General features: G+C 48.7%; 24 protein-coding genes and 1 pseudogene. 15 read left to right on the top strand and 10 right to left on the bottom strand.

Features of this window, described 5'->3' with window-relative positions:
* Nucleotides 1-185: 185 nt before the first annotated feature.
* The 5 genes and pseudogenes from yaaA to ACAN56_RS25290 all read left to right on the top strand — a co-directional run bounded on the left by yaaA (nucleotide 186) and on the right by ACAN56_RS25290 (nucleotide 3,562).
* Nucleotides 186-974: a peroxide stress protein YaaA gene (gene yaaA, locus ACAN56_RS25310; protein WP_379146203.1), complete on the top strand. Its 789-nt coding sequence runs from the start codon at nucleotides 186-188 to the stop codon at nucleotides 972-974.
* Nucleotides 975-1,147: 173 nt separating this feature from the next.
* Complete coding sequence (locus ACAN56_RS25305; RefSeq protein WP_379146201.1) at nucleotides 1,148-1,762, top strand: helix-turn-helix domain-containing protein; 615 nt, start codon at nucleotides 1,148-1,150, stop codon at nucleotides 1,760-1,762.
* On the top strand, nucleotides 1,651-2,070 hold the full coding sequence (locus ACAN56_RS25300; RefSeq protein WP_379146198.1) for an AraC family transcriptional regulator: 420 nt from the start codon (nucleotides 1,651-1,653) through the stop codon (nucleotides 2,068-2,070). The genes ACAN56_RS25305 and ACAN56_RS25300 overlap by 112 nt, the downstream gene beginning before the upstream one ends.
* A 70-nt stretch (nucleotides 2,071-2,140) precedes the next feature.
* Nucleotides 2,141-2,770, top strand: a pseudogene (locus ACAN56_RS25295) (aminoglycoside phosphotransferase family protein); the annotation flags it as partial.
* 222 nt (nucleotides 2,771-2,992) lie between these two features.
* The gene (locus ACAN56_RS25290; protein WP_379146350.1) at nucleotides 2,993-3,562 is read left to right on the top strand and encodes a GNAT family N-acetyltransferase; all 570 of its coding nucleotides are present in this window, start codon (nucleotides 2,993-2,995) and stop codon (nucleotides 3,560-3,562) included.
* A gap of 79 nt (nucleotides 3,563-3,641) precedes the next feature.
* Here the strand turns inward: ACAN56_RS25290 and ACAN56_RS25285 are convergent, their stop codons facing one another.
* The 6 genes from ACAN56_RS25285 to ACAN56_RS25260 are packed head-to-tail and all read right to left on the bottom strand — an operon-like array spanning nucleotide 3,642 to nucleotide 9,008.
* On the bottom strand, nucleotides 3,642-5,093 hold the full coding sequence (locus ACAN56_RS25285) for a Sapep family Mn(2+)-dependent dipeptidase (RefSeq protein WP_379146195.1): 1,452 nt from the start codon (nucleotides 5,091-5,093) through the stop codon (nucleotides 3,642-3,644).
* Entirely contained in the window at nucleotides 5,090-6,094 is a 1,005-nt protein-coding gene (locus ACAN56_RS25280) for an aldo/keto reductase (protein WP_038585891.1), read from the bottom strand. Before ACAN56_RS25280 ends, ACAN56_RS25285 begins: the two co-directional genes overlap by 4 nt.
* Before the next feature lie 11 nt (nucleotides 6,095-6,105).
* Nucleotides 6,106-6,471 (bottom strand): tautomerase family protein, encoded by a 366-nt coding sequence (locus ACAN56_RS25275; RefSeq protein WP_038585893.1) that lies wholly within the window; start codon nucleotides 6,469-6,471, stop codon nucleotides 6,106-6,108.
* A gap of 45 nt (nucleotides 6,472-6,516) precedes the next feature.
* Nucleotides 6,517-7,350: a MetQ/NlpA family ABC transporter substrate-binding protein gene (locus ACAN56_RS25270; protein ID WP_052091799.1), complete on the bottom strand. Its 834-nt coding sequence runs from the start codon at nucleotides 7,348-7,350 to the stop codon at nucleotides 6,517-6,519.
* A 42-nt stretch (nucleotides 7,351-7,392) separates the two neighbouring features.
* Nucleotides 7,393-8,070: a methionine ABC transporter permease gene (locus ACAN56_RS25265; protein ID WP_052091800.1), complete on the bottom strand. Its 678-nt coding sequence runs from the start codon at nucleotides 8,068-8,070 to the stop codon at nucleotides 7,393-7,395.
* Nucleotides 8,055-9,008, bottom strand: a complete 954-nt coding sequence (locus tag ACAN56_RS25260; RefSeq protein ID WP_038585895.1) for a methionine ABC transporter ATP-binding protein — start codon at nucleotides 9,006-9,008, stop codon at nucleotides 8,055-8,057. Before ACAN56_RS25260 ends, ACAN56_RS25265 begins: the two co-directional genes overlap by 16 nt.
* Nucleotides 9,009-9,319: 311 nt before the next feature.
* Between ACAN56_RS25260 and ACAN56_RS25255 the strand changes: the two genes are divergently transcribed.
* From ACAN56_RS25255 to ACAN56_RS25230, 6 genes are all read left to right on the top strand, one after another.
* Nucleotides 9,320-10,366: a LacI family DNA-binding transcriptional regulator gene (locus ACAN56_RS25255; RefSeq protein WP_052091801.1), complete on the top strand. Its 1,047-nt coding sequence runs from the start codon at nucleotides 9,320-9,322 to the stop codon at nucleotides 10,364-10,366.
* Between the two features lie 86 nt (nucleotides 10,367-10,452).
* Complete coding sequence (locus tag ACAN56_RS25250) at nucleotides 10,453-11,166, top strand: response regulator transcription factor (RefSeq protein ID WP_038585898.1); 714 nt, start codon at nucleotides 10,453-10,455, stop codon at nucleotides 11,164-11,166.
* A complete protein-coding gene (locus tag ACAN56_RS25245; protein ID WP_379146191.1) occupies nucleotides 11,163-12,260 on the top strand; it encodes a sensor histidine kinase in 1,098 nt (365 codons plus the stop codon). Before ACAN56_RS25250 ends, ACAN56_RS25245 begins: the two co-directional genes overlap by 4 nt.
* A 129-nt stretch (nucleotides 12,261-12,389) precedes the next feature.
* A complete protein-coding gene (locus ACAN56_RS25240) occupies nucleotides 12,390-13,301 on the top strand; it encodes an ABC transporter ATP-binding protein (RefSeq protein ID WP_379146190.1) in 912 nt (303 codons plus the stop codon).
* Nucleotides 13,298-14,005, top strand: a complete 708-nt coding sequence (locus ACAN56_RS25235; RefSeq protein WP_379146189.1) for an ABC transporter permease — start codon at nucleotides 13,298-13,300, stop codon at nucleotides 14,003-14,005. Before ACAN56_RS25240 ends, ACAN56_RS25235 begins: the two co-directional genes overlap by 4 nt.
* Before the next feature lie 17 nt (nucleotides 14,006-14,022).
* Nucleotides 14,023-14,757, top strand: coding sequence for an ABC transporter permease (locus ACAN56_RS25230; protein WP_379146188.1), 735 nt, complete (start codon nucleotides 14,023-14,025; stop codon nucleotides 14,755-14,757).
* Nucleotides 14,758-14,846: 89 nt separating this feature from the next.
* On the opposite strand, the gene ACAN56_RS25225 is transcribed toward ACAN56_RS25230, so the two are convergent.
* Together ACAN56_RS25225 and ACAN56_RS25220 are read right to left on the bottom strand one after the other, a co-directional pair.
* Nucleotides 14,847-15,170, bottom strand: a complete 324-nt coding sequence (locus ACAN56_RS25225; protein ID WP_038585908.1) for a DUF2178 domain-containing protein — start codon at nucleotides 15,168-15,170, stop codon at nucleotides 14,847-14,849.
* The gene (locus ACAN56_RS25220) at nucleotides 15,170-15,376 is read right to left on the bottom strand and encodes a helix-turn-helix transcriptional regulator (RefSeq protein WP_038585910.1); all 207 of its coding nucleotides are present in this window, start codon (nucleotides 15,374-15,376) and stop codon (nucleotides 15,170-15,172) included. Before ACAN56_RS25220 ends, ACAN56_RS25225 begins: the two co-directional genes overlap by 1 nt.
* Nucleotides 15,377-15,594: 218 nt before the next feature.
* On the opposite strand from ACAN56_RS25220, the gene ACAN56_RS25215 reads away from it, so the two are divergent.
* Nucleotides 15,595-18,960 carry a HEAT repeat domain-containing protein gene (locus ACAN56_RS25215; protein ID WP_379146186.1) on the top strand — a complete coding sequence of 1,122 codons (3,366 nt, stop codon included), beginning with the start codon at nucleotides 15,595-15,597 and terminating at the stop codon, nucleotides 18,958-18,960.
* A gap of 226 nt (nucleotides 18,961-19,186) precedes the next feature.
* On the opposite strand, the gene ACAN56_RS25210 is transcribed toward ACAN56_RS25215, so the two are convergent.
* Entirely contained in the window at nucleotides 19,187-19,261 is a 75-nt protein-coding gene (locus tag ACAN56_RS25210; RefSeq protein WP_379146348.1) for a putative holin-like toxin, read from the bottom strand.
* Between the two features lie 329 nt (nucleotides 19,262-19,590).
* Between ACAN56_RS25210 and ACAN56_RS25205 the strand changes: the two genes are divergently transcribed.
* The 3 genes from ACAN56_RS25205 to ACAN56_RS25195 are packed head-to-tail and all read left to right on the top strand — an operon-like array spanning nucleotide 19,591 to nucleotide 23,850.
* Nucleotides 19,591-21,588: a serine hydrolase domain-containing protein gene (locus tag ACAN56_RS25205; RefSeq protein WP_379146184.1), complete on the top strand. Its 1,998-nt coding sequence runs from the start codon at nucleotides 19,591-19,593 to the stop codon at nucleotides 21,586-21,588.
* Nucleotides 21,589-21,620: 32 nt separating this feature from the next.
* Nucleotides 21,621-22,319 (top strand): response regulator transcription factor, encoded by a 699-nt coding sequence (locus ACAN56_RS25200; protein ID WP_379146183.1) that lies wholly within the window; start codon nucleotides 21,621-21,623, stop codon nucleotides 22,317-22,319.
* Nucleotides 22,288-23,850: a HAMP domain-containing sensor histidine kinase gene (locus ACAN56_RS25195; RefSeq protein ID WP_379146181.1), complete on the top strand. Its 1,563-nt coding sequence runs from the start codon at nucleotides 22,288-22,290 to the stop codon at nucleotides 23,848-23,850. Before ACAN56_RS25200 ends, ACAN56_RS25195 begins: the two co-directional genes overlap by 32 nt.
* 55 nt (nucleotides 23,851-23,905) lie before the next feature.
* Here the strand turns inward: ACAN56_RS25195 and ACAN56_RS25190 are convergent, their stop codons facing one another.
* A complete protein-coding gene (locus ACAN56_RS25190; protein ID WP_379146180.1) occupies nucleotides 23,906-24,502 on the bottom strand; it encodes a TetR/AcrR family transcriptional regulator in 597 nt (198 codons plus the stop codon).
* Nucleotides 24,503-24,810 lie beyond the last annotated feature (308 nt).

Raw genomic sequence — 24,810 nt, 5'->3', positions numbered from 1 at the left:
ATATGCCGATGCTTGAGCTTTTTGCTGCAACGCAGCGGTTCACCAGTGCTTATAAATAGTAGGGAGGGTACCGTTTCGGTCAACATTATTTCTGCTGTAAACTCAATGATCGGGCCCTATGAGAGTGAATTGTGATAGGATAAGGGTACATTTATTTTCCCCACGGGGCAAGAAAAGGGAGCAACATGAGAATTATTATTTCGCCTGCCAAAAAGATGAAGCCGGAAACGGATGTCTTTACTAGCCGCCAGATGCCGCAATTTATAAACGAGTCGGAAATTCTACTGGCCACATTAAAAAAGCTGAACTATGAAGAAGCAAAATCCCTATGGAAATGCAATGATGCTATCACCACGCTGAATGCCCAGCGGATTGAGAATATGGATTTAACCCGCAATTTGGTACCTGCTCTCTTCGCCTACGAAGGGATTCAGTACCAATACATGGCACCGGGGGTGCTACAAACGGAGGAGCTGGAGTATCTTCAGCAGCATTTACGGATCTTGTCGGGGTTCTACGGGATACTCCGGCCGTTTGATGGGGTTGTTCCATACAGACTGGAAATGCAGGCCAAGCTGGCCGGACCGGGCTTCAGTTCGATTTATGGATTTTGGGGCAGAAAACTGGCCGATCAGCTTCTTACGGAGAGCGGCTGCATTCTGAATTTAGCCTCTAAGGAATACAGCAAATGCATTTCCCCTTATCTGGGCAGAGATGTTCGAATGGTTACTTGTGTATTCGGGCAGCACATCGGTGGTAAGGTGATCGAAAAATCAACCCTGGTCAAGATAGCCCGAGGTGAAATGGTACGCTTCATGGCTGAGCGGCAAATCAGGTGCGTGGAGGATATCAAAGGGTTTACCGGGTTCGATTTCGAATTTGCTGATGAATTGTCAAATGAGATCACCTATGTGTTTATACAAAAAGTTACGAAAACTGGTGGTAATAAAGTCTGTACAGGAACAGGAAATTGATTGAAGGAATTAAAACAGTTAAAAAGCTCAAGCCTGCGGCTATATGCCCGGTGCTTGAGCTTTTTGCTGCAATAGACCCGTTCACCCGTACTTATTTATAAGCGCTTATAATGGATGCAAATAATGTATAATTTTAGTAAACAATAAATACATAGATATTGGGGAATTGATAGATGAATAATGACTATTTGAATAGAATTGATAACGTAATTAAATACATTAAGGAAAATAGCAATCAAAAACTCACTCTCGATATATTGGCTGGCGTTTCAAATTTTTCGAAATATCATTTTACAAGAATATTTACCTCTATAGTCGGTGTGACTCCAGTTGCGTTTGTAAATCAAGAGCGTTTACAAAAGGCTGTTTATCTTTTGTCTGAAACTAATAAGACTATTCTAGAAATTTCAAATCAATGCGGTTTCGAATCGGTGTCCACTTTCAATGCTCTCTTTAAGAAACACTATGGCAAGACCCCAAGGGACATTAGAAATAGTGTAAGGGAGAATAGCAATATTTCATTACACTTCAGCAATAAGCAAGAAGAGTTCTCTCAGCTTGAGGCTTACAATGGGATTGGGAGAAATCGCATTCTGAAGAGGGCGTGGGAAAACGTGATCACAATCAAGAACTTCCTGAATATGAAGTGGCATATGTTAGGCATGTCGGGAGTTACTTGGATACTCATGTTGCATGGGACAAGTTGGGACGTTGGGCAAGCTGGCAGGGACTTACTCCGAACGATCATTATTTTATCGGAATATCGTTGGATGATGGAAATCTCGTAGAAGAATTTGCTTGCCGATACGATGCTTGTGTCACATTACCAAGTGGATTCGAGAGATCCGGACATACAAAACATGTGGAATTCAAAACACTATCCGGTGGAATGTATGCTGTATATCCATACTACGACACAATCGATAAATTTGTTCTCGCCTATCAAAATGTATTCAGTCTTTGGTTACCGGACAGTGAGTATGATGCCGACGATAGACCATGCCTAGAATTTTGTATGAATGATCCTGCTAAGGATAAGGAAGGGAAATGTAAAGTCGATTTATATATACCGGTCAAGAAGAGAGAATATGAATAACCGTATGGAAGGAAGATGATGATTGGGATCTCCTATAGGTATCGTGGACTGGGTAGAGAAAAATGAAAATATGGATGAATTATTAAAGCAAGAAGAGACCTTAACCACACATGCAATGGATCATGGCTTTGAAGCTGAAGTTATGAAGATAAGTTCAGATAAAGAGAGCTTTGTATTGAAAGTATGGAATAAGAGCTCAAGACCTGCTGTTAGTTTTCAATTTCATTTATTGAATGCCCTTTTTGAAAGAGGATTATCAGTCTCTAAGCCATTGGGCTGGGGGGTAAATCCAAATGCAGATAAGGTGCTGTTGACTACCTTTGACGGGATGCCGGTTAATGAACTGAATGAAAAGAAAATGATTGATATTGCGAATATATTATCAAGGATACATCAAATTCATGTAGAAGAGATTGGAAATATACATCTTCCCAAGTACGATTTCATTGATTATTTTTTTCCTGGAGTAAGGGAACATGATGACTTGAATAGCGCATTAATTTCTCTTGTGCATATCAGTCAAATCAAGCTGGATCGGATCATTCATGGTGATTTCCATTTAGGAAATATTCTAGAGGAAAATGACCGATACACCGTAATTGATTGGACGAACGGACAATTAGGGGATTCCAGATATGATTTTGCGTGGTCACTTACTCTACAAAAAATATACATCTCAGAGCGATATGCACATGTGTTTCGTTCCGCTTATCTGTTAGATAATGATATTCAGCAGAATGAGTTTGAAGTTTTTGAGGCGTTGGCTTGTCTTAGGTGGATATTACTTCATAGAAACGGTGGCGTACCCAAAGGGATTAATACGATAGAGAGGGTAAAAGGGTTAATAGCCAAAAATTCATTCTTAAAAGAGCTGGAGTTTAGAGATTTATCAATTATAAAGAAGATTTGGAGCGGTGACGGAATGAACATTGAAGCAGTTTATGAGCAGTTTCCTAGCCTGAAGTCAGATAATTTCGTATTGAAGAAGATTGAAGATCATCATCTTGAGGAAGTTTTTGAAATCTATAACAATGACAAAGTATTTGAATACTGTGGCATAATACCCAAACACAATAAAGATACTGTAAAAAATATGATTGGCCATTTTGAGAGAGATTATAATAAAAGGTCAAGGGTTAAATGGGGGGTATTCGCCAGCCCTGAACCCGATCGGTTGCTTGGAATTATTGAAGCTGCCGACTTTAATCAAAAGGTAAATGCTGTGACGATTGGCTACTTTTTATCGGAAGCACATTGGGGCAAAGGTATTGCTAGCGAAGCGTTAAAAATATTAATCGATTTTTTGTTTATGGATGTCAACGTCAACAGAATTCAAGCTGAAGTGATGCCACTAAATGAGACTTCAAAGAAGGTATTATTGAAGAATGGCTTCATCAAAGAAGGAACATTAAGACAAGCGACACTATGGGCAGGTAAAGGAATCATCGATTTAGAGATATACAGTATTTTAAAAGAAGACTATGTAAAATGATAAAAAGCTTCTCCAATCGGGTTACATGCCAGTGTAGACAACCGGAAGCACCGGCCTTTCAGGCCGGTGCTTCACTCTGTTAATTTTGTTCTTTCTCCCCGCTTAACAGCTTGTCTATCACAAGAACCGCCTTAACATAAATCTGGAAGGCCTCCCATATGGTCTCCAAATACATGGCCTCGTCCGGCTGGTGACCTCCTCCTCTTCCGGCAGGAAAAGGGGAGGGCTTGTCCCGGCGCAGAGGGCCGAAGGCTGCTGCCCGTGGCAGCCATCTGGCGTGGGTAATGCCGCCCATGGCATAAGGGGGCTGGTTGGTGCCCAGCTCCCGGTTGGCCAGATCACATAGGGCCGCCGCAATGGGATCATCCGGGGCGATATAATGCGGCGGACTATCCTCCGTGCGGGTCAGCCGCATACCGTAACGGGCGGCCGCCTCTTCCAGCAACTGCTGTATACCGCTTTTCTCCTGGGTAACCCCGTAGCGGATGTCGCATAACAGGCGAAGCCTGCCGTTTTCCATATGGACGGCCGCATTGACAGTGGCTTCTCCCGATATGTCACGGAAGGCGATGCCCAAGCCATGCCCGTAAGGACTGGCGAAGCATTCCTGCACGAAAGCCAGTGCCCGCAGCGTCCGGCTGCCCCGAACCAGCCCATGGGCGGCAAGAGCGGCTGCCAGCTTCACGGCAGCATTGTCCGTGCCATCGGGAAAGGCGGCATGTCCCGCTTTTCCCGATGCCGTAATGCGGATGCCCTCCGGCAGAGCCTCAACCGTGAAGGAACCGGGCAGCACCTGTCTTGCATGATCCGGGTCCACGTCCTGCAAGATTGCCGAGGCGGCTGCGGGAACCACATTATATTCGGTCCCGCCGCTAAAGGCCAGCAGGTTGCCGTCTGCCACTTCACCTTCGAAATCGGCACGCAGCATTCCCTTTTCGGCAAAGCACAGGGGAAAATAGGCGTCAGGCACAATCCCGAACAGAGGAGGCTCATGCCGGGACAGGAAGTGACGGATATCGCGCATGCCGTTTTCCTCATTGCAGCCGAGAAACAGATACAGCCCGTGCTGGAGGGGCAGCTTGCTGTCAGCAAAAAATTTCAGCACATAAAGCGCCGCCACAGCCGCCGCTTTATTATCCATGGCCCCACGTCCAAATAGGTAGCCATCCCGTACAAAGGGCTCGTAAGCCGGGAAGCTCCAGTCCCCGCCCTCCGGCACCACGTCCAGATGGGCGAAAAATCCGATGCTTCCCCGCTCCGAAGCTGCCAAATCCCCTTTGACACCGTAGCCGTCAAAGTCCGTCACTTCCAGCTTCTCCCGCTGCATGAGCCGGATGGCTTCGTCCAGGACAGAGCTGCAGCCTTCGCCGAAGGGCTGGGAGCTTCCGGGATTGTAAGCCAGGCCTTCGCTGTTGATGCGGATGAGCCCTTTGGCATCCTTGATCATGGCTTCCTGGTTTGCCTCAAGAAACTGAGAAATGTGCCAGTCCAGTTCCTGGCTGCTCTTCATCTCCATAGAGCTTGGCTTCATCGGCCCTGCCCGGCAGCCGTAAGATGCAGCCGGTTAAGCCGGCGGTCGATTTCCTCTATAGCACCGTCCGGGAAACGGAAGTCTGCTCCGGCCAGATTTTCATGCAGGTGGCGTTCCTTGCGGATGCCCAGAATTACATTCACATGCTCATGCTTGGCCCGCAAATATGCCACTGCCAGAGAGCTGGTGGAGATGCCGAATTCCAGCGCAAATCCCTCGAGCTCCCGGGCGAAATCAACGGCCAGCAGGAAAGCTTCTCCTTGCCACCAGCGGTCATTGTGCCGGGGATCGTCCTGGGGCAGTTGGTAATCCTTGCCGATGTGCCCGCTAAGAAGACCCTGGGCCAACGGGGAATACGCATGGAAGCTGATGCCATTGTCCTTGCACAGAGGCAGCACATCCGCCTCCGCCTCTCTGGACAACATGTTGTATTTCTTCTGTACAATGGAAATTTCCCCGTGCCCGATATAGCTTTGAATATGATGGGGTTCGCAGTTTGATGCACCGATGGCCCGTATTTTCCCTTCCTTCTTCAGCTCCATCAAGGTACCGATGGTTTCCTCAATAGGCGTCAGGAACGGCTCCATGGCCGGGTTATGAGTATAGTAAATATCGATGTAATCTGTACCCAGCCGCTTCAGGCTCTCCTCTACTTCAATGCGGATGACACGGGGGCTAAGGTTGCGCTTGACCCGGCGCCCCTCCCAGGTGAAGCGGTAGCTGCCTTCCTCATCACCCCACCACAGCCCGCATTTGGTAGACAGGATCACCTTGTCGCGTCTTCCCTTGATAGCTTGTCCAACGATTTCCTCACTGTGGCCGAAGCCGTACACGGGCGCCGTATCGATGCAGTTGATGCCTGCATCCAGTGCCGCATGGATGGCCCGGATGGATTCCCCATCGTCCGTGTCCGGGAACTGGAAGCCCCCGCCCATGCCAAAAGCGCCCAGAGTCAGGACCGAAGCCTCGATTCCACTACTGCCGATTTGCATTGTTTTCATAGCGCCGCTCCTTAAGCCTGGACCTGGTCCAGCCGCAGCTGGCCGCCTACGCCCACATTTTCATCTCCGTGTTCCTTAATAATGACGATGGTCTTCACGTTCACTCCGGCCAGTACCCGCTCCGCTGTAAGCTGGATGTTGCGGACAAGGGCACGCTTGGCTTCCACAGGTTTGCCCGGGGCTGTGTACACGAAGAAGGTAATCTCCTCGTAATCCTTCGGCGTGCTGTTGCTGCGCGGAAACTCCTGCAGGGTGATGGATTTCAGCTGGGGCGGAAGCTGCAGTGATTCCGTTACGGCGGTGCCGATTTCCTCTACAAAACGTTTTTTGTGAGCCTCATTCAGGGATGTGTTTGCCAAAACGATTACAGTTGCCATTTGGATCAGTTCTCCTTTTATATATAAGATTTTAGTAGTGCCGGATTATGAGTTGTAAGGCTTTTTCACACCGCTATAGGTTTCTAGCAGCCATTCCGCATACTCCTTGGAGGACAGAATGTTCACAACCTTATCCAGCCATTCCTTGTTTTGTTCTTCCGTGTCTTTATTGATAGCGAGAACGATACCCCCGTACTGCTTGTAAACCTCTGGGGTTTCCTGAAGCAGCGCCGTATCGATGGTGACCTCGGGATCTTTCATTTGATACACGGTAATGGAGGGAGCGGTCATGGCATCCAGATCAGCAAATGCGCCTACCCGGCTCCGGGGATCAATTTCTACGAAATTGAGCTTTTTCTTATTTTCTGTAATATCCAGCAGGGTTGGCAGATCTACACCCTCACGGAGCTTGATCAGGCCGTTGGTGGCAAGCAGCTGCAGTTCCCGGGCCCGGTTGGCGGAATCGTTGGCGATGCCGATTTTGGCACCTTCCGGAAGGCTGTCTAAGCTTTTGTGTTTTTTAGATACAAAAACCACAGGAGTCGTATAGATATTAGGACCATAGGTAATCAGGTTCGTACCATTGCTTTGGTTGAAGCTGGTCAGGTACTTCTCATTCTGAAAGTAGTTGGCGTCAATTTCGCCTTCCGCTGTGGCATTGTTCAGCGCGATGTTGTCGTTAAACACCTTCACCTCAATGTCATAGCCTTCGGTCTTCAGCTTTTCGGCCACGTAATCGATATCCGGCTGCTCACGGGCGATAACTCCGATGACGATTTGTTTGGACTGGTCACCGGAGGCGCTTTTGCCGCAGCCCGCCAACACCGACAGGGCAAGGACGATGACCAGCGACAGAGCGGTGAAGGACATTTTTTTCATAAAAGCATACCTCTTTTCTTGGGATTGGTTTGGAATAAAAGCTTACTTTAGCTTTCGATAAAGAAAATTGCCGCCGAACTGGATGAACTGCACGATAATAATGAGAATGACCACAGTGCTGTACATGATGGTATCGTTGAAGTTCTGGTAGCCGTAGGTCAGCGCCACCGCTCCCAGTCCTCCAGCGCCGACTGTGCCGGCCATGGCCGTAAAGCCCAGCAGGGAAACATACCCTAAAGTCAGATGGGATACGATGGACGGAATGGATTCACTTACAATGACATGGAATGTAATTTGCCAATCAGAGGCACCAAAGGATTTGGCCGCCTCGATCAGGCTGGGATTAACTTCCTTGAAGCAGCCCTCCAGAAGTCTGGCGATAAGCGGAGAGCCCACAATGGTTATGGAAAAAATAGCCGCCGTGGTTCCGATGGTCGTGCCCACCACAAGCCGAGTCAGCGGAATGATGGTAATAATAAGAATGATAAAGGGCACGGAGCGGAGCACGTTGATAATGGCGCTTATGGTTTCGTACACCAACCGGTTGGGTCTGAGCCCGTTCACATCGGTGGTAATAAGGATAAGCGCCAGCACAAAGCCGAAGAAGGTGCAGGTGACGACTGTGCCGCCCAGCATGATAAGCGTTTCGCGCAAGCCGGGCAAAATGATGCGGTCCAAAATGGTCTGGAAATCGTACTGGTAAATTACACTCTCCTCCATTCTGTACTCGTATCCTCAAGAAAAGTCTGTGCCTTGGGGAAGTCGTCCTTGTCCACCGCAAGGGTAAAGGCTCCTGCGATGCTCTCCGCATACCGGTCAAGCCCGCCCCATACAACCTCGAAACGGATTCCCGTAGCTGTGGCGAACCGTGACAGCAGATCATTCCGACCTGGCCGCTGTACGATCTCGAACACTACCTTGTCTTCCGGCTGCCCCGTACCGGGCAACCCGAGAAGCTCGTCCAGCACCTCAGAGCGGCCCAGGAAAATATCCTGCACGGAACCCGATATCTTCAGTTCCCCCTTGCTCAAGAGAGCCATATCGGTGCAGACCTCCTTCACTACCTCCATCTGGTGGGTCACAATCACGATGGTAATGCCCAACTCCTGATTGATTTTCTTCAAAAGCGCCAGGATGGATTTTGTAATATTGGGATCCAGGGCGCTGGTGGCTTCGTCACACAGCAGAATCTTCGGATTCATGGCCAGGGCTCTGGCAATGGCTACCCGTTGCTTCTGGCCCCCTGAAAGCTGGTTGGGCCGGGAGTGGATTTTGTCCGACAGCTCCACCAGCCGCAGAAGCTCGTGAATACGCGCATCAGCCTCAGCTTTCTTGTAGTTGTAACACTTCATCGGAAACATGATATTTTCATAAACAGTCTTCCGCTCCAACAGGGAAAACTGCTGGAAGATCATGCCGATACCGCTGCGGAACTTGCGGAGTTCGGCACCACGCAGCCTGCTGATGTCCGTACCGTTCACCCGCAGGGTCCCCTGTTCGAAGGTTTCCAGCCCGTTGATGCAGCGCAGCAGGGTGGACTTCCCGGCGCCGCTTATACCTACAAGACCATAAATATCTCCGTCCCCGATGGTTACATTAATGCCCGAGAGTACAGGCTTGTCCCCGAAGGATTTGTATAACTCTTTGATTTCGATCATGGCAAAACCCCTTTCACCGTAACAACCGGATAACCAGACAACATGGAACCTTCTGCAGCTTTCCGGGGAATAATTCTTGCCGAAACCGTCCTTTTCCCGTAAAATTATATCGATCTAATTTTGCGAGAAAAAAATTTTTGTTCCGTCCGGAAATGATAATCTTAAATGCATATAAGTTTACTGGGGATAATCGTAGCAGGTGCCTGTGAGCCTGTCAATACTAAATATTATCTGTTTGAAATGTATGCTATACTATTGTAAATTTATCCGGATAAAGGAAATGAATCGTACGGAAAAAGGAGGAATGCGGTTTGGCTTCGCGGGACAAGCGGGTTACCCTTCAGGATGTGGCCGATGATGCCGGGGTTTCCCGGGCGACAGCATCGCTGGTCGTCAGAGGAAGCAAGTCTATTAAGCCCAGCACCCACAAGAAAGTAATAGAATCCATCGAAAAGCTCGGCTATGTGTATGACAGGGTGGCGGCGAGCTTCCGCTCCCAAAGCTCTTCCACGGTGGGAATCGTGATCACTGATTTTGAAAACCCCTTCTATCATCAGATGCTTACGAAGGTCGAGGATATGCTCTATGAACAGCAGTTTACTTTCCTGCTGGGCATGTCCTCCGAATCCCGGGAGAAGCAGGAACGGGTGCTGGAAACGATGCTGGAGCACCGGGTATGCGGGATTATTCTGACTCCGGTGGTCGACACCCAGCCGACTCTGTTCAACAAGCTGCGCGCCCTGCAAATACCGGCGCTTCTCATGGGGCGGGAGGTAGCGGGCTCCGGCGCGGATTATGTGGGAACGGATTACAGACTAGGCTCCCAATTGGCTGTCCGGCATCTGGTAGAGCAGGGACACCGGCGGATCGCCTATATCGGTGGTATGCTTCCCGGCAATACAGCCTACCAGGAACGGATAGACGGCTACTGCAGCGCCCTGCAGGAATACGGCCTGGAAGTGGACCCCAAGCTCATTATACCTACACCACTGAACCGTGAGGGAGGAATCCGCGCCATTCAGGAGGTGCTACAGCTGGAGAACCCGCCGACGGCCTGCTTCTGCCATAATGATATTATTGCCCTTGGCGTCACCATCGGCTTGCGGCTCCAAGGTTTTATCCCGGGCGAGCATATGGCCATTGTGGGCTTTGACAATATTCTGGAGACGGAAACGGTGGAGCCTAAGCTGACCACAGTATCGGTCTTTCATGACCAATGGGGCGTTGAGGCGGCCCGGCAAATGCTGGACAGGATCGGAGGTTTGCAGAGCGATCCGGTCAAGATCATTATCCCGCCCAAGCTTATTGTCCGGAAATCCTCCGTTTGCTTCAAGGGCCTGCCGAACTTGAAGGCCTGAGCCCAATTCCAGGCGGGTTTGACACACTCGGAAGATACCATTTCCATTTTGCAGTATAATAGGATGGAAAATGGAGGGGAATGGCGATGAACGATGCGATATTGATTATAGAAGATGAAGCAGGAATTGCCTGCATGCTGGAACTGCTGCTGTCCAGGGAAGGGTATTCTTCCGTCCTTACCGCTTCTACCGGGGCGGAGGCGATGAGCCTGATGGACAGCCGGGAACCGGATATAATTTTACTGGATGTGATGCTCCCGGACTGTAACGGCTTCGAGCTGTGTCTGGAGCTGCGCAAAAAAACAAACGCCCCGATCTTATTCCTGACTTCGCGGGCTGCCGATTATGACAAGCTGACCGGATTTGCGATGGGCGGGGACGATTATATTACCAAGCCGTTCAACTCCCTGGAGGTGGTGGCCCGGATCAAAGCCCAGCTTGCCAGAAGAAGACTGTATCAGCAGGAGGCTCCATCTGCCTGTTACACTTTTGCTGATTTTGAAATCAGCAAGGATACCGGCGGGCTGACGGTACGCGGCCAGCAGCTTCACTGTACGGCTAAGGAGTTTGCGCTGCTGCTGTTTTTTGCCGAGCATCCGAGCCGCCTATTCACAACGGCCCAGCTCTATGAACAGGTCTGGGGTGAAATGCAGCTGGGCGATGAGAAAACGGTTGTTATTTATATTTCCAAAATCAGAAACAAAATAGAGCAGGACCCGAAGCAGCCTCGTTACATTGTCAATTTCCGTGGGTTAGGCTACAAATTTATTCCGAACCCCGTACCGACTGGTCAAATATGAAAGGGATCGTTCGTGTTGGCTTGCGGCTGCTGCTTTTTTTGCTTGCCCTGGGTATAGGTGTTATCGCCGCCTGGCTTGTTCTGTTTATCCTTTTTATTTTTATGCGGCAAATGGTTCCATGGCTGAAGGGAATTGAGTACATACAGTTTCAAATCTGGAGTTTCCTGATCGTGTGCTTGGCTGCGCTTGTCTTCTATCTGTGGAGCCTGACGAAATCGATTTTTTATATGCTGACCTGGCTGAAGCTGCTGGCAAAAGGTCACTATGCCGAGCCTCCGCGGAGCAATTGGCTCGGCCGCCCCATTCCCGGAAATCAGCTCACGCTGCCCTATGCTCTCTTTAAAGAAATAATCGGACAGTTGTCCACGTTGACCCTTGCACTGCAGCGAACGGAGAAAGAAAGACATGAATTGGATGAGAAGCGCAAAAGCTGGATTGCGGGCGTGCGGCATGATCTGAAAACCCCGTTGGCCTATATTCGCGGTTACAGCTCCATGATTGCAGCCGCTGATCAATATGCGTGGTCTACTGCGGAAATAATCCAGTTCGGCTCCTTAATGGAACAAAAGACGATCCAGGTAGAGCAGCTTATTGAAGATATGAATGCTTTCTATCAACTGGACGGCAGCGAGGTTCCGCTCTCGCGGGAATCTACGGAGATGGCAGGATTTATCAGGCAGATCGTTACCGATGTCGCTGATCATCCGCTGGCTGCACAGCATACCTTTGCCTTCAATACGGACGGGGAGAAATGCCTTGATATCGATCAACGCATGATTCGGCGGGCGCTGCACAATTTGCTGTGGAATGCCGTGGTTCACAATCCCGCGGGGTGCCATATTGAAACCGGGCTACGCTGGGATCAGTATGGACTGACGGTTGAGATTCGCGACAATGGGACGGGAATCGATGCGGCGGCGCTAGAGCGGCTAAACGCAACGGAGGACAATATGCTGTCGGCGCGGGCCAGACTTACGGGCTCCGGCCTGGGCATGGCGCTGGCAAAGGGGTTTGTAACAAGGCATGGCGGCAAAATGGCTGTACATAGCAAACCGCAGCAAGGAACGCAAATCACACTTTTTTTTCTTTATTGAATGCAGGCCGGACATCCACTTTTTTGTGGTGTTGGCCTGTTTTTTTACGTAATTTTTACTTTTCTTTACCCTGCTGCTACTTCCAGCGCCTATTATTGTCCCTATATCAAAGATATGAGGTGACAGGAGATGCCACAACTTATAGTGGAGACAAAAGGGCTGACCCGCCGCTTCGGCGAGCAGGTGTCGGTGAATGAGGTAAACCTGGAGGTTCCCGAGGGGAAAATATACGGTTTTCTAGGGCCGAACGGTGCAGGGAAAACTACAACGATCAAAATGCTGCTGGGTTTGCTCCGGGCAGATAGCGGGACGATCCGTATTTTTGGACAAGAGATGCCGGGCAACAGTCAGGAGATTTTACGCAAGGTAGGCTCATTAGTAGAGAACCCATCCTATTACGGGCATTTGACCGGGTACAAAAATTTGAAAATACTAAGCACACTGCTGAAGCTGCCTGACCGGCGCATCGGTGAGGTGCTGGAAATTGTGCGGCTGACGTCAAGTGCAAACCGTAAAGTGAGCAGATATTCCCTCGGTATGAAGCAGCGGCTCGGCATAGCAGCAGCCTTGCTGCGGGATCCGCAGCTGCTGATTCTGGATGAGCCGACCAACGGCCTGGATCCGGCCGGTATTCAAGAAATACGGCATCTGATGCTGTCACTGGCCCATGATCAGGGAATGACGATCATGCTGTCCAGTCATCTGCTGAGCGAGGTGGATACGATTGCAGATGAGATCGGGATTATCAGCAGCGGCAAACTCGTCTATCAGGGAGCATTGGAAATGCTGGAGCGGCGCAGGGGCAAAGTCATGGGATTTGCAGTGGAGCGCCCGGAAGAAGCGATTCGCACGCTAATGCTGCAAGGATTTGCCGTGGAGCGGGAAGGCAATATGCTGTCGGTTTCGGCAGAGAATGTCAGTATGTCACAGGCAGAATTGTTCAAACTGCTGGGCCCTTACGGGATTATGAATGTACGGGAAAGCAGCAAATCGCTGGAAGAGCTGTTCATGGAGTTGACCGGAAAAGGAGTAAGCTTATGATGTGGCGGGCCCTGCGGGCCGAGGGGATGAGGCTCAAACCTGCGGCCCGCTGGCTGCCGGTTATCAGCGCCGGGCTGTTCATCGCATTTATGTCGCTGGAATGGTATCTCTATTTCAAAGGCCCGGCAGGGGTATACAGCGTGTTTAATGTGATGTATATGTTTCTAGGTTTCGTATTGCTGCTAAATACCGCGTTACTCACGGGTATGATTGCCGGTTTGGAACACGAATCCAATAGTTGGAAGCAGCTGCTGACCCTGCCCGTTTCCCGCTCTGTTCTTTATTGGGCCAAGGCGCTGTGGGTTCTTTTTCTGCTGTTGTGTACGGCCTTGCTGATTATTGCCGGCCTGATCCTGCTCTGGATTTGCTACACTTCAGAACCAATGCCGTTCCAGCTTCTAATCAAGCAAATTATGTACAGCTTTCTCGCATCAACTGCGGTGCTGGGGCTGCAGATGTGGCTGTCTGTCCAATTCTCGAACCCGGCCATTCCGATGTCCATCGGCTTCCTGGGCGCTGTTTCTGGCCTATTCATAGCGCGGGACAGCGGAGCAGCATTATGGACCTGGCTGTGGCCATGGGCCTATCCGACGATGTCCAGTCCGTTCATGGCATATCCCGAGAGGTGGATTGGCATCAGTGCAGGCCTGGGAACGGTGCTGCTAGCCGCCGGGGCCTTGCATTTTAAAAACAAACAATTTTAATTAACAGGGGTGTGATTATGGAAAATTTGATGAAAGCCGAACGAATGAAGCTGCAGTATCCCGTCATCTTCATCCTGTTCCTCCTCGGTGCGCTGGGAACTGTGATGCTCGGAATGAATAGTTTAAATTCGGAAAATTTTGTCGGTTTTTTTGAGCGCGGATGGAAAACCTTTTATCTGCATATGGTCAGCTTTCACGGTTTGTTTTTTTATCCGCTTTATGCCGGGGTACTAGCTTCTTTTATCTGCCGTTATGAGCATACAAACGGGGGCTGGAAGCAACTGTTTTGTCTGCCCATTCCCCGTTCCCGTGTCTATTATGCCAAATTGGGAACGCTGATGCTGCTGATGGGGTTGATTCAACTGCTTTTTGCCGGATCCTATCTGCTCGCGGGAGAACTGCTTCAATTGGGGAACGATTTGGATTTTACCGAATTGATCATCGGTACGGTTGGGGGATGGCTGGCTATACTGCCGTTTGCTGCGCTGCAGTTATGGGTGTCCATGCGCTTGAAGTCGTTTGTTTCCTCCTTGATTTTATCGGCTTCGATCGTGATAGCCAACATTGTGCTTACCGGGCTTCATGCTTCGATCGGCGCCTGGTTTCCTTCTACAACGGCCTATTACGCAATGTATCCCAGGGGGACGGCTTTGTCGCCCCGGCTGGATGTGATCCCGTTCATTCTCATTGTGGCCGTAACCTCTGCTGTTTACATCTGGGCGGGGCGCCGTTCGCTTATGCGCAGGGCCTAGCTTTTTGGACAAGACAAACTCCTGAGTTCCATTAGGAACAAAGGAGTTTGTCTGCGAATAAGGCCTCGTATTAACTGTGTTTGTAAAGCTTATAAAACTTTATCAAAGTGGCGTAAGGAAAATAATTCAATTGCATTTCGCAAAAAAATTGCAATTAACGAATATTGCAACACTCTATCAAGACCAATACTAAATTGAATATCGAAGATTGTTGTTATAATAATTCCAATGCAAATTGCAAAGCCAAGTGCACTATAGTAGTGCATTGCCACGTGGTTCGCCTTATTCTGAACCAATTGCCAACGTTCATCATTTCTATATTCTTTCACTTTTACAGCTTGGAAGCATGGAAGGGCAATAGTGCATATACCTAATACGACCAACACCACTAACATTACGAATTGATAAATCATTATTTTTCATCCTCCTCAAGTACAAATACTTCATTGATAGATACATTAAATGCTTTGGCAATTTTGAAAGCCAACTCCAACGAAGGTGTATATTTATATTTTTCAATGGATATAACTGCTTGTCGTGAAATCCCGACATGTTCTGCCAAATCAGCCTGTGTCCAGTCTCGTTCAGCTCTCAAAACTTTAATACGATTATTAACCAATGTAATGAACTCCTTCCTATATGTAATCAACCAATTACATTATCATTGTAACGACCTAGTTACATATTGTCAATAAAAGGATACATTATAGATGAAATAATCTAATGAATTTTTGCCGATGCAATAGAAAGCATGGTATGAGATTTTTTTAAAGGGTATGGATAGATATATATAGAATAAAGTTTGGATGGAACAACAACAGGTGAAGGAGGGGACTTATGATTTTTAATAAAGGTCCAATGGATAAAAAAAGTTTGCTTAAAGAATTAGACTCACTAGGCTATTCAGACAGAATCCATAAAATTGCCACTCTAGGCCGTGAAAATCATGGATCGACCCAATATTCAAAATTGCTCGCTTCATTACTGAAAGGCGGTGTCTATGAGGCACAGCTAGCCTTAATGGGGGCTATTGCCACACAGGATGCAAAGATTATTGTGTCAGCGTTAAAGCATCCTATGGCTACTATTAGAAATCAGGCAGCCGGTCTTTTAGCCAAAGTGGCTTCAGATATTGATATTGAACGTGAACTCCCGGAGCTATCCCATGATTGCCGCCGCAAAGTACTGCGCAGTATTTCATTTATTCATCGTCAAGAATTGGCGGAGCGTTTACTGCCTGTTGTGTATGCCCGGTGGGGGGCGGAGGAGGCCTCTATTCTGCTGCCTGCATGTTCTAAGGAAACGGTCAGTAAATGGCTTGTAGAGATTGGATATATCGTTGCGAACTGGAAAAAATTAGCCGGCCGTCATCTTGATGCCGTTGCGGAGTATTTTAAAACAACGTTAGAAGGCACCCCCCTTAGGGAAAAGGGATATGTGTGGTGGAGATTTTCATCAGCTATCGAAGCTTTATGCAATGTAAAGCCGGATCTAATTCTCGAATGTGCCATGAATCATGGACCCATGGGTGTCATCCATCCTGTGCTTAAAAAACATCTGGGTACTTTAGTCCGAATCCATCCTGAAGCAGTGTATATGCTGCTAACCCGGAAGGAGTCACGAAGTGATCTGATCTCTCATGGTGTGCCGGATGGCGTCTTAAGAAGGAAAAAATATTTTTCCATAGCTCAATGGATTGAATTAGCCAAGCTCCTTGCAGATACCCCCATACATATAGCGAAATTGCTTGAGTGTATGGCTCCTTCAAAGCGTAAAGTGATTTTTGAGTCGGTCTATGAAGAGGACAAGCGTAAAGAGCGCATTTTTCCAGAGACATTACTGTATCAGTTACCGCATATATTGCGCGACAAGGAAGCAACCCGAATGCTTGGTCTGCGTGAAATATATGATAGCCGGGACAAAATGATTAGGATTACGGCTTGCCGTTCTATTCATCATTCAAGAGAGCTGCTTGAAAAAGCGGCATATGCCTCTAATGCAGACGAACGCGCAATGGCACTTGTGCAGCTGGTTAAAAGCACTGCGCTCTCAAGGCAAGGTATGGATGAGACTTTGGTGTATTTAGGCCGCATCAAAAATGATCAGGATCCTGTACGCTCTGCAGTGATTAGAGAGCTTGCAAACAGCCCGGCATCTATGTTTACGGATGAGAATGTAAAGGAACTTACTTTACTCGTTGATAGTGTTATTGAGGCTAGAGATACTTCCTATGCTACAAGGTATGCTACTCAGGAATTAGCATTTGTGATTATGCGGTTTAATGCAGTAAATCCCGGAGGTGAGATCTTTAAGTTCGCTTTAAGCACGATTGTAAAATTAGCCAAGCAGAGCGGACAGCTTTCACTTCCATCCTTCCAGGAAAATATCCCCCGGGGTATAGAAGAGCATTTATTTGAAGTGATTTATCCGCTGGCTGCGGCGGCAAATCGAAGAGAAGACTACAATTTGGTGATCAGCCTGGCGAACTCGTTTGGCAAAAGAGGCTTTGGTATCTCCAAACTTCAAAATTTACTAAGCGATGCGGTACAGGAGAAAACAGCTTCTATCGCAGTGCGGGCGGCAAGGCATTGGCTTGCATCTCCTAAAACACGGGATGAGAGAGTCAGAGAATTATTAACCCTGGATAAGTCGTTTATTACCGTAAACGAAGTGTTCCTGCATCTGCATCTAAAACGTCAAGAATGGCTAGATCCATTTATTTCGGGTGAGGTTATTAAGGGCAGGTTCTTAACGGGGAAAACCATTTATGTTGTGCCGGCTACGGATGGGTTCCATAGGTGGTTGCCGCGTCAGCAACAATCTTTTAGAGCCTCAATAGAAAGCATTGCGTCAGATGCCAAACGCAGTTTTTATGAACGTTCAACAGCTATAAAGCTAATGGCAAGAATGCCTGATGTCAGTCCGGATAAGCTGGTAAAGTATTTAAAAGATAAGGAAGTAGCTGTAGTAGAAGCTGCACTTTATGCACTTTCATTGTTGGAAGAACCCGAAAAGGCACTTCCCGCTCTACTGGAGAATTTGGATGGCGACAGAGCCCGTGTAGCCATGTACTCGATACCCAGATGCATTCGTAGAGTGAATCCGGCTGTATTGACTTCAATACTTAAAGAACTGTTAAACCGGGACAAACTTAAAATCACTGTCAGAAAAGAGGCCATCCGGTTACTGGGTGCTTATAGAAGCAGTGACAGCATTCCGCTATTGATGAACGAGTTTGAAAAGCCTAATGCACATAAGGACGTAATCATTGCCATAGGGCATGCAGCGAGACAGCTTTTAGATGATGAACGCGGCTGGAAGATTCTAAGCAACATGGCCACTTCATCACAAAGTGATATTGCGAAAAGTGTACTTTGGCAACAGCCCCAAGAACTTCCGGTAAACTATAGATCCCGGTATTTAGAATTAATCATTAGAATTGCCGGTCATACAGATCCGGATGTTGGAAGATTTGCTTTGAACAGTATGATACGTTGGACAAATGGACATGAAGAAATCATTGCGGCTGCCGCTGCAAAGGTTATTCTGGATTTAGAAGATAACGCCAGATGGAATATTGTAATGAACACGCTGACAGAAACATGCCGTGATGGCAAGGTCAATGAGAGGGTAATTGGTGTGTTTAAGGATTTGGCCAGTGTTGAAATTATTGAGGAATGGAATGCTAATGCCAAAAGAGATTTGCCTCATCGGCAACGTCTGTTGAAATTTGCTGACCAACTGACCTCTTTGCCAAAGAACACTCGCGTAAACCTCGTGCCTCTGTATATGGGTATTATTGACTGTCTGGCAGCGGATGAGACCTTAAAGCAGGTTGTAATGAAATTGTATGTAGCCTCAATAGATTGGAATAATGTTCAGGAATCCGTTGCTTACCTAACTAAAATAGTTCATTGCATTTCAAATCAGCCACATCATTTAGGCGATGCCTATAAGCAGGTTGCACAAAATTTAAAAGACAGCAAAGGCTACTGGAATCCAGAAACCCTATTAGAAATTGTAGATGTCATAGGGTCGGAAGATTGTTATGAATCTCAGTTTATTGGACTTTCATTGCTTGAGGTTGCAGGAAGTGTTTTATTGTGGAGTCCGGATTGTGCCCGGCTTTTAAGATTATATAGAAATCACACGAACCTTGCGATTCGCTCCCTTGCGTTAGACATTTGGACAGCAATCGATTAATCATGGAAAAAGAAAGCGTAAGAAGAGGGGCGTCGTTTCACATGGAAAGTGTGAGTGTGGATTGAAATCCCCTCTTGCCATGTTATAATAAAAGCAGAACAAGCGTACAATGCAAAGAGAGCCGTGCTACCAACACGACTCCCCATGCAATAGCCGCTTCTAAGGGCGGTAGGCCTCAACAAACAGGATACGACAGATAGACCGCATGCCTTTGCGAGGGGGCGGTCTATTTGCGTTTATTGGACAGCAGCGCTACGATAAGCGAACCAAAGGTTAGCATAATCATCATTGCTTCAAACACTGTCACAAGGCATCCCTCCCTTCTTAGAGAGGTAGCCGACCGACCCTTTAAGCCTATTCTATTGCTTCTGCGATTATATCATGATGCTTTATAATTAGAAAGATTGCGTTAGGCAATACTTGGGCAATTATAGTATAGTTTTCCGTAAATGGATAAGGCCATGAATTTCTACGTCAGTAGAGCTCATGGCCTCTTTGAATATCGTAGTTATTCGCTGGATTGCGTATTGTGCGCGGCTTTATTTTTTCTTTAGATTTATACCGCTTTTTTCTCCATGTTGCCGCTGTATCATGGTCCTATAAGGTGTTAATAGAGACAGGAGTGGGAGCATGAGAACAGGGTTATGGATGAAAATAGGGCTGGTGGTGGCGATTTTGGCGCAACCAGTGGCGATGCAGCCGCAGTCTACGCAGGCACAAGCGGTGAAGGTGCAGCCGAAGGAGGCGCAGTCGCTATCGTCTGCAGCGGCCACTGCGCCGGAGCAGCATGAGGAAGCAACCGCTTCCGCGGAACGGGAGCGCTTTGAGCAGCAGACCGATGAATTTATGAAGACAGCGATGGACAAGTACCATGTGCCGGGCGTAACTTTGGCGGTGGTCAAGGATGGCGCTGTCTTGCTGGAGAAGGGCTACGGCTATGCGGATGTGGAGGCCAAGGTGCCGGTAGATCCGCTCAAGACCCGCTTCAGCATCGCTTCGGTCTCTAAGGTTTTTACGGCTACAGCAGCCATGCAGCTGGCGGAGCAGGGGAAGCTGGACTTAACTGCGGATGTGAACCAGTATTTGCCGGATTCGCTGCAAGTAGACAACTCGTACAAAACTCCGCTAACCATGAAACATTTGCTGACCAATACCGGGGGATTCGCCAATGCCGAACAGCGCGAAGGGGCTTGGTCGAACACGGTGCCGGAGCAGCGGGTTCCGCTGGAGCAGACTCTGCAAAAGCTGTTACCGCCGCTGGTGAGGGCACCGGGAGATGCGGTGCAGTATAGCAATGAAGGCTTCACCCTCGCCGGATATATTGTGGAAAGAGCAAGCGGCCTGTCCTACGATGACTATATCCGCCAGCATATTTTTGCTCCTCTACATATGGACAACAGCTTGACCTATCTTACCCCGGAGCGTTTGAAGCAGCAATTGGCCCAGGGATATTCTTACGATAAGGGGTTTGTCAAAATGAAGCAGGGGGAGGTTTTGACCTACCCCGCTGGCTCTATCTGGTCAACCGCTGACGATATGGGTAAGTTTGTATTGGCCCATCTACAGGGTGGGGGCCAAGGGGAGAACGCGATTTTACAACAAGACACCGCCAAGCAGATGCACTCGCTGCAATATTCCGCGCATCCCCTGCTGCCCGGTTATGCCTACGGCTTTTTTCAAAACTACAAAAATCCTGCCATTCTGGTTCACCCCGGAGATACGGAGGCTTTTTCCAGTCTGATATCGATCATGCCGTCCAAGGGACTCGGTTTTTTTATCGGCTGCAACTCCCAATACGAAGGAGACGACGGGACCTTCCGGGATGCCTTTGAGGAACAGTTCTACTCCTTTTTCGGAGTAAGTCTGGATCAGCCGCTGGCCGAATCGACCGGGGAGGCACCGGAACCCGCTGCAAGCATTAAAGCCTACGCCGGCACATACGCCATGGTGATTAGCGAGGGATTGGGCCCGGGGGTTTCCAAGCTGCGTTACCAGATGGTTACACCAAGAGTGACCGTCAGTGAGCAAGGGGAGGTTACCCTGAAATCGGCGGGTGAGGAGCTGAACGGGCAATACACACAGATTGGCAAGCAGATTTTTTACAATAAAAAGGTCAATAAATATCTTGTATTTAAAGAAGGGGAAAGCGGGAGCAAATATGCCGTGCTGGATACCACAGTGCCCTTCCAGGCGTTTGTTAAGCTGAATTCCTGGGAAGCAGGGGCGGGAGGACTGGCTTGGAAAGTAGCACTGGCTGGCGCATTGCTGGGTCTTATAGCGGGAGTGATTGCCATTTGCAGACGCAAAAAATCGGGACCCCAGCGGATGCGCCTGCGGCACAGGCTTCCTGCCTATCTTATTGCTCCGCTTATTCTTGGTACGGCGGTAGTTACTATGCTGGGCGTTTTCTCCGAAAGCCGTGCGGTACAGGGCCACTGGCTGCTTGCCGCCAACCTCCTTGCAGCGGGAATCGCAGCAGGCATAGCTTGCTCGGCTGGATTTGCGGTAAAATATGGGCGAAGCAAAAAACTGCATCTCCTTGACGCAGCGGTCATACTGGGAATGGGACTGGCCGGAGCGAGCGGAATCTTTTACATGTATCTGATGAAGCTGCTGCTTTTCGCTTAGAGGAGACAGGGAACGAAAGGCGGCTGGCCAAGATGTGCGCCCGGATTTTAATTGTGGATGATGACCGGACAATTGTGGACTTTTTATCAATATTTTTGAAGCGGGAAGGGTACAGCATTTCGTCCTGTTATGATGGGGAGACGGCGCTGGAACACATTCGGAATGAGGTCTTTCAGCTCATTTTACTGGATATTATGATGCCAGTCATGAATGGTTTTGACCTGATTGGCCGGATTAGGGAAATCTCCGAGGTTCCGGTAATTTTCCTGACCGCCAAGGATCAGCAGGAGGATAAAATCAGGGGATTCATTGCCGGCTGCGATGATTATGTGACGAAACCTTTTGATCTGACGGAGCTTTCCTTGCGAATCTCGGCGATTTTAAAGCGCAGGCCGGCGGCTGCGGAAAAGACGGCTGTAGCCCCGGGGGGGCTGCAGATTAAGGATATCACTCTGTTGCCGGAGGAGCATGCGGTGTCCAAAAATGGTGTGGAGATCAACATGACGCCAAAAGAATATGGGATATTGCTGCTGCTGGCCAGGAACAAAGGCCGGGTGTTTACCTCACGCGATATTTATGAGCTGGTCTGGGAGGATACCTATCTGGAGAGCGACAACACCGTGCTTACCCATATCCGCAATCTGCGGGACAAGCTGGGGGATACCGTCAAAAATTCCAAGTACATCAGAACGGTCTGGGGTGTTGGTTATAAAGTGGACAAAGAAGCTTAAAACAGGGCTAGTCGGAGAACTGGTCCTGATTTTTATTCTGTCACTGGCAGCCACGCTGGTCGCAGTTTCGTTGACAGCCCATTTTCTGAAAGGTTCGACATTATTTTATCCGGCGCAGACCGATGCGGAGCGGATGATGAGCTACAGGGAGAAGGTTGGCAATCCGCTGGCGGCTTGGCTGAAGGCCCGGGCAGGCGAGGCGGCTATTCCCCATCGGCTGGAGCAGGAGCTGCGGGACAAGTTTCCTTTGGACTACGACAAAAGCTTTAGGGCAGCAGAGGAAGTAGTCGTGTCTGTGGTGAACGGGCAGGGGAAGCTGCTTCAGGCCAATTCGCATGTTGTCATTGTCCGCTCCGGAGAGACATTGCCGGGGGGAAAGGCGTTGCTGTCTACCGCAGATTATTCCCCTGCACCGGAGGCTGGAGGTTTCGTGATCGGCAATCCCGAGGAGGAGCAGGTCTACAATATCGTTTTCTTTTCACCAGAGGAAGGCATCAACATCAGCTATAACAACGGCTCCGGCACAAAATTGCAGGAAACGCGGAAGCTCGGAAACGGGCTCTATCTGGTGGCTGCAAGCACGATTACTTATACCGAGAGTCCTGTATCTTTGCTGGGTGTTGTTGTGTTTTTGCTGCTTTTTTATCTTGGCATCCGGGGGCGAATCCGGTATATGCGCACTCTCGAACGGGGCACGCATACGCTGTACGCGACTGATTTTCAGGCTCGAATCCCGTTGAAATACAACAACGAGCTTACCACCATGGCTACAGCACTGAATGATATGGCCGAGCAAATCGTCGCAAGCCGGAGCAAGGAGAAGGATTTTCTGCTGAATATTTCTCATGACCTGCGCACGCCGTTAACTTCCATCATGGGTTTTCTCAGTTTGCTCAAAGAGAAATCATATGGCAGTGAGCTGGAAAGGGAGCGGTACGTCGAGGTTCTGGAGGAGCGGACCGGGTACTTAAAGAAGCTGATTGATGAGTTTTTTGAAATTTCGAAGCTGAAATGGAAACCGCCGGTGATAAATAAGAGCAGGGTGAATATGCAGGAGCTGCTGCGCCAGGTTGTGGAGGGATACCATCCCCAAAGCAGGGATACGCATATCGGGACGGTTCTGCTGCTGCCGGATCAGTCGGTTTATGTGGAGGTTGATGCTGACCTATTCGTCCGGGTGCTCGAAAATCTGTTGTCTAACGCCTTCAAATACAGCCGCGCAGATACGGAGCTTGTCATCCGCCTCCGGGAACCGGTGGCAGAGAGCCGCCGTCCATTCCCGGTACGGCTGGAATTGTGGAGCACGCCGGCCCAAGCGATGGACAGCGGGGAGCTGCAGCGGTTGTTTGAACGGTTCTACAAGCGGGATTCGTCGCGGGCTGGCGAAGGCGCGGGGCTGGGGCTGTCCATTGCTGCTGAGATCATCAGGCTGCACGGGGGCAAGCTGGACGCGCAGATCGAGGGCGAACGCCTAGGGATGATTATTGAACTAAGCGTTCGCCGTGATTTGACACGCGAAAAAACCTCATGAGCTCATGAGGTTTTTTTGCTTGTCTATCTGAAAGGGATAATACATACGAAGCCAATCATTTAGCTGAAATGCCTTGCAGGAATACTGTAATAGCGGTGTGGTGGAGCTTGATCAGCCTGTCCAGTTCACAATCATAGCGGGCAGCGCTGAGACCACCCAGCAATGCATACAGGATGACCGATAAATCCTCGAGCTCATAGTCTGGCCGAATATGTCCTTCACGGATTCCCTCTTGCAGTATTTGCAGAAACACTTCACGCTGTTTTTGGATTGCAGCAACAATTTCGGCAATAACCTCAGGATCGGCAGTCTCGGAGCCGCTAAATTCATCTGCTGCCTGGGATAGCGGGTTTTTCAGATCCAAGGCAACATGTTCGGCGAGACCATATAAGGTATCGGTAAAGCTGGTATACCGTGTCTTTTTGGCAACCCATTGCTCCAGCCATTGATCGACTTGCTCATTGATTAAATAGAGGAACAGTCCTTCTTTATTTTTAAAATGATGATACAGGTTTCCTTTGCTGCTGTCAGAAGCACTGACTATATCCTCAATGGAGGTGCCTAAATAGCCCTTTTGGGAAAAAAGCGTCTTTGCAGTTTCTGCAATGCGTTTTTTTGTGGGTGTATCCGCGCGGCGTGTCTTCTTTTTCACAGCACTCAAACCTCTTTCCTTGTACAAAACAAGCGTCCGTATTTTCTAAAAAAGCATATCATATGACTATTGGATTGACAATTGGCAGGCAGGTGCACAAGCTGTTTACTACATCTGAGCTATTACTGAGCAGGTTGCAGGCTGTTAAAATCTATGCTAGCATAAAAAACAAACCGAACGTTCTGTTTATTAAATCATAAAAACGGACTGATCACTCTGTTTTTACAAAGGAATGAAATGAGATGCACGTGAAATGGAGTAAAACGCTATCTGTCGCTATATCCTTGATTTTGGGAATGACGATGTGG

It is taken from the genome of Paenibacillus paludis, assembly GCF_042610515.1.
Taxonomy (GTDB): domain Bacteria; phylum Bacillota; class Bacilli; order Paenibacillales; family Paenibacillaceae; genus Paenibacillus_AQ.
This window is presented reverse-complemented; position numbering and strand designations above follow the sequence as displayed.

Excerpts from the sequence above, each read along its gene's own strand:
- ACAN56_RS25305 (WP_379146201.1), top strand. The coding sequence starts at position 1,148 with ATGAATAATGACTATTTGAATAGAATTGATAACGTAATTAAATACATT.
- ACAN56_RS25280 (WP_038585891.1), bottom strand. The coding sequence starts at position 6,094 with ATGAAAACAATGCAAATCGGCAGTAGTGGAATCGAGGCTTCGGTCCTG.
- ACAN56_RS25205 (WP_379146184.1), top strand. The coding sequence starts at position 19,591 with ATGAGAACAGGGTTATGGATGAAAATAGGGCTGGTGGTGGCGATTTTG.
- ACAN56_RS25275 (WP_038585893.1), bottom strand. The coding sequence starts at position 6,471 with ATGGCAACTGTAATCGTTTTGGCAAACACATCCCTGAATGAGGCTCAC.
- ACAN56_RS25240 (WP_379146190.1), top strand. The coding sequence starts at position 12,390 with ATGCCACAACTTATAGTGGAGACAAAAGGGCTGACCCGCCGCTTCGGC.
- ACAN56_RS25215 (WP_379146186.1), top strand. The coding sequence starts at position 15,595 with ATGATTTTTAATAAAGGTCCAATGGATAAAAAAAGTTTGCTTAAAGAA.
- ACAN56_RS25250 (WP_038585898.1), top strand. The coding sequence starts at position 10,453 with ATGAACGATGCGATATTGATTATAGAAGATGAAGCAGGAATTGCCTGC.
- yaaA (WP_379146203.1), top strand. The coding sequence starts at position 186 with ATGAGAATTATTATTTCGCCTGCCAAAAAGATGAAGCCGGAAACGGAT.
- ACAN56_RS25245 (WP_379146191.1), top strand. The coding sequence starts at position 11,163 with ATGAAAGGGATCGTTCGTGTTGGCTTGCGGCTGCTGCTTTTTTTGCTT.
- ACAN56_RS25260 (WP_038585895.1), bottom strand. The coding sequence starts at position 9,008 with ATGATCGAAATCAAAGAGTTATACAAATCCTTCGGGGACAAGCCTGTA.
- ACAN56_RS25290 (WP_379146350.1), top strand. The coding sequence starts at position 2,993 with ATGAACATTGAAGCAGTTTATGAGCAGTTTCCTAGCCTGAAGTCAGAT.
- ACAN56_RS25200 (WP_379146183.1), top strand. The coding sequence starts at position 21,621 with ATGTGCGCCCGGATTTTAATTGTGGATGATGACCGGACAATTGTGGAC.
- ACAN56_RS25225 (WP_038585908.1), bottom strand. The coding sequence starts at position 15,170 with ATGATTTATCAATTCGTAATGTTAGTGGTGTTGGTCGTATTAGGTATA.
- ACAN56_RS25235 (WP_379146189.1), top strand. The coding sequence starts at position 13,298 with ATGATGTGGCGGGCCCTGCGGGCCGAGGGGATGAGGCTCAAACCTGCG.
- ACAN56_RS25270 (WP_052091799.1), bottom strand. The coding sequence starts at position 7,350 with ATGAAAAAAATGTCCTTCACCGCTCTGTCGCTGGTCATCGTCCTTGCC.
- ACAN56_RS25285 (WP_379146195.1), bottom strand. The coding sequence starts at position 5,093 with ATGAAGCCAAGCTCTATGGAGATGAAGAGCAGCCAGGAACTGGACTGG.
- ACAN56_RS25230 (WP_379146188.1), top strand. The coding sequence starts at position 14,023 with ATGGAAAATTTGATGAAAGCCGAACGAATGAAGCTGCAGTATCCCGTC.
- ACAN56_RS25265 (WP_052091800.1), bottom strand. The coding sequence starts at position 8,070 with ATGGAGGAGAGTGTAATTTACCAGTACGATTTCCAGACCATTTTGGAC.